General features: G+C 62.7%; 5 protein-coding genes. 3 read left to right on the forward strand and 2 right to left on the reverse strand.

The window, feature by feature from the left end; translation table 11 throughout:
- The 3 genes from EN906_RS26775 to EN906_RS26785 form a co-directional block, all read left to right on the forward strand.
- On the forward strand, positions 1 to 425 hold a 425-nt coding region (locus EN906_RS26775; protein WP_281060460.1), incomplete at its 5' end, for a CorA family divalent cation transporter.
- Between the two features lie 123 nt (positions 426 to 548).
- Positions 549 to 1,025: a MaoC family dehydratase gene (locus tag EN906_RS26780; RefSeq protein ID WP_127269625.1), complete on the forward strand. Its 477-nt coding sequence runs from the start codon at positions 549 to 551 to the stop codon at positions 1,023 to 1,025.
- Positions 1,022 to 1,492 (forward strand): MaoC family dehydratase, encoded by a 471-nt coding sequence (locus EN906_RS26785; RefSeq protein WP_127269624.1) that lies wholly within the window; start codon positions 1,022 to 1,024, stop codon positions 1,490 to 1,492. Before EN906_RS26780 ends, EN906_RS26785 begins: the two co-directional genes overlap by 4 nt.
- A 164-nt stretch (positions 1,493 to 1,656) precedes the next feature.
- Here EN906_RS26785 and EN906_RS26790 read toward each other — a convergent pair whose 3' ends face one another.
- Positions 1,657 to 2,202 (reverse strand): adenine phosphoribosyltransferase, encoded by a 546-nt coding sequence (locus EN906_RS26790; RefSeq protein ID WP_013529989.1) that lies wholly within the window; start codon positions 2,200 to 2,202, stop codon positions 1,657 to 1,659.
- A gap of 9 nt (positions 2,203 to 2,211) precedes the next feature.
- The gene (locus EN906_RS26795) at positions 2,212 to 3,357 is read right to left on the reverse strand and encodes an alpha-hydroxy acid oxidase (RefSeq protein ID WP_127269626.1); all 1,146 of its coding nucleotides are present in this window, start codon (positions 3,355 to 3,357) and stop codon (positions 2,212 to 2,214) included.
- Positions 3,358 to 3,615: the final 258 nt, after the last annotated feature.

Here is a 3,615-nt window from a genome sequence, read left to right on the forward strand (position 1 = left end):
GCCGCAAGGAGGACATTGCCTCCTCGATCCGCGACAGCCTGATCTCGCTGCAGCGCCTGGCAGGCTTCTTCGCCCATGCCTCGACCCGCACCAAGATGAGCAAGGACACCAAGGCGCGCATCAAGACGCTGTCTCGCGACGTGCTGTCGCTCGCCGACCACGCCACCTTCCTGTCGCAGAAGATCTCCTTCCTGCTAGACGCCACGCTCGGCATGATCTCGATCGAGCAGAACGCCATCATCAAGATCTTCTCGGTCGCCGCCGTCATCTTCCTGCCGCCGACTTTGGTCGCCTCGATCTACGGCATGAATTTCGACATCATCCCCGAGTTGAAATGGCAACTTGGCTATCCCTTCGCCATCGCCATGATGGTGCTGTCGGCGATCCTGCCCTTCTGGTACTTCCGCCGCCGCGGCTGGCTCTGAGTGGCCTTGTCGATCGGCGGCCACAGGCTGGCGCAGTAGAAATCGCTTGACCAAATGAACGCCGGCCTGCATCCGGAAACCCCGATCCTGGGGATCGTGGGTCGACAAGCCGGATTCCAGACCATGACTGCAGAGATAAAAACATGGGCCTATGAGGACTTCATCGAGGGCGCATCGATCGACCTCGGCTCGAAGCTCGTGAGTGCCGCCGAGATCGTCGAATTTGCCGGAGAATTTGACCCGCAGCCGATGCATCTCGACGAGGAAGCCGGCAAGGCCAGCATCCTCGGCGGGCTGGCAGCGTCGGGCTGGCACACCTGCGCCATGTTCATGCGCATGCTCTGCGACGCGTTCCTGCTGGACTCGACCTGCCAGGGCGCGCCCGGCGTCGATCAGGTCAAATGGAAGAAACCGGTCCTGGCCGGCGACCAACTGACCGGCACCCTGATGGTTGTTGCCAAGCGCCTGTCGAAATCGAAGCCGCAACTCGGCTTCGTCACCATGCGCAGCGAGCTGTTCAACCAGCGTGGCGAAAGCGTCTTCGAGCTCGAGAACTCGGTCATGTTCCTCACCCGCGATGCCGCGGGGAGCCAAGCATGACACTGGACGAGTTCTTCCGTATCGGCACCACCGTCACGCTCGGCTCGCACACATTCGAGCCCGAGGCGATCAAAGCCTTCGCCCGCAAGTACGACCCGCAAATCTTCCATATCGACGAGGAGGCCGCGAAAAAAAGCGTGCTCGGCGGCCTCTGCGCGTCTGGCTGGCACACGGCCGCGACCTGGATGAAACTCAATCTGGAAAACCGCATGGACGCCGAGATCGCTGCGTGGAGCGGTCCCGGTCCGGTGCCGGAATTCGGCCCCTCGCCCGGCTTCAAGAACCTGAAATGGCTGAAGCCGGTCTATGCCGGGCAAACCATCACCTTCACGCGCACCGCGCTGTCGCACCGCCCGATCGCCTCACGCCCCGGCTGGCGGCTTCTCGCGCTGCGTTCGGAAGCTTTCAATCCCACCGGCGACAAGGTGCTCGAGTTCGAAAGCGCCGTTCTGGTGAAGGTGGAGTAGCTTTTTCCTTCGCCCCGTTTACGGGGAGAAGGTGCCCGAAGGGCGGATGAGGGGCGGCGCCAGCGTTGGTGTCTTAAACTCGACGGTCGTACTTACCCTCACCCTGCTCCGCTCGCGTTGCTCGCTTCGCTTCCCTCTCCCCGTAAACGGGGCGAGGGAGAAACCTAATGCCCTTCGAACCCTATCAGCGTTCTGACCGGCACGCCGAGCGCCTCCAGCTTGGCGCGGCCGCCGAGGTCCGGCAGGTCGATGACGAAACAGGCGGCGAGGATGTCGGCGCCGATCTGGCGCAGCAGCTTGACCGCCGCTTCCGCGGTGCCGCCGGTGGCGATCAGATCGTCGACAAGGATCACCTTCTCGCCCGGAGCAACGCCGTCCTTGTGCATCTCCATCTCGTCCAGGCCATATTCCAGGCTATAGGCGACGCGCACCGTCTCGTAGGGCAGCTTGCCTTTCTTGCGGATCGGCACGAAGCCGGCCGAGAGCTGATGGGCGACGGCGCCGCCAAGGATGAATCCACGTGCCTCGATGCCGGCGATCTTGTCGATCTTCTGGCCGGCATAGGGATGCACCAGTTCGTCGATGGCGCGGCGGAAGGCGCGCGCATTGCCGAGCAGGGTGGTGATGTCGCGAAACAGGATGCCTGGCTTGGGATAGTCCGGAATGGTACGGATCGCGGCGAGCAATGTGTCTTCGAGGGAGGATTTCATGGGTCGAGATTACCTGAAACGGAGGTTCTTGCGCGACAATTGTTCGATCGAACTGCAGCCCATCAGCTTCATGCCACGTTCGATCTCGACCCGCATCTGCTCAAGGGCCCGTTCGACGCCGGGCTGGCCCGCCGCCGCGAGCGGGAACAGATAGTAGCGTCCGACACCGACGGCCTTGGCACCGAGCGACAGCGCCTTCAGCACATGCGTGCCGCGCTGCACGCCGCCATCCATGATGACGTCGATCCTGTCGCCAACGGCATCGACGATCTCGGCAAGCTGGTCGAACGCCGCCCGCGAGCCATCCAGCTGCCGCCCGCCATGGTTCGACAGCACGATGCCGCTGCAGCCGATGTCGACGGCGCGTCTTGCGTCCTCCACCGACATAACGCCCTTGAGACAGAACGGACCCGACCAAAGCTTGACCATCTCGGCGACATCGTCCCACGTCATCGACGGGTCTAGCATCTCGGTGAAGTAGCGGCTGATCGACATCGTGCCGCCGCCCATGTCGACATGCTCGTCGAGCTGCGGCAGCTTGAACCCCTCATGCGTGAAATAATTGATCGCCCAGGCCGGCTTGAGCGCGAACTGCGCCATTCCGGCAAGGTTGAGCTTGAAGGGAATGGCAAAGCCGGTGCGTTTGTCGCGCTCGCGATTTCCTCCGGTGATGCTGTCGACGGTCAGCATCATCACCTCGACGCCGACCGCCTTGGCGCGCTGCATCATCGCCCGGTTGAGACCGCGATCCCGATGGAAATAGAACTGGTAGACCTGCGGGCTGCTGCTGATGCTGCGCGCCTCCTCGAGGCTGACGGTGCCAAGCGACGAGACGCCGAACATGGTGCCATACTTGGCCGCGGCCTTGGCGACCGCGCGCTCGCCCTGATGGTGGAACAGGCGCTGCAAGGCGGTCGGCGAGCAATAGAACGGCATCGCCAGCTTCTGGCCCATGACCGTCACCGACATGTCGACCTCGCTCACCCCGCGCAGCACGTTGGGAACCAGATCGCAGGTCTCAAAGCTTTCGGTGTTGCGGCGGTAGGTGACCTCGTCGTCCGCCGCGCCGTCGATGTAATTGAAAATCGGCCCCGGCAGTCGCCGCTGCGCCATCCGCCGGAAATCGGAAAAGTTGTGACAGTCGCTGAGCCGCATCATCGAGTTCCAAAGGCCATGGCGGGACGAGCTTCTCGCCACCGTTCGATGCGTCGAATATCAACCTGATGCTGCTATGCCAACGGACTAATTGCCGAACTTCCGCCTCAGCACTGGCGCAGACGGAAAAGGAGCGCCTGAAGCGCCCCTTCCCGTCTGATCCGGCCGACAAAGATTACATGCCGAGATCGGAACGAAGCTCGGCTCTGGCCACTTCATATTCAGCCTTGAAGTCGTCCCGGTTGAGCAGGACCGCGG

Source organism: Mesorhizobium sp. M7A.F.Ca.CA.004.06.1.1 (genome assembly GCF_003999135.1).
In the GTDB taxonomy this organism is placed as follows: Bacteria; Pseudomonadota; Alphaproteobacteria; order Rhizobiales; family Rhizobiaceae; genus Mesorhizobium.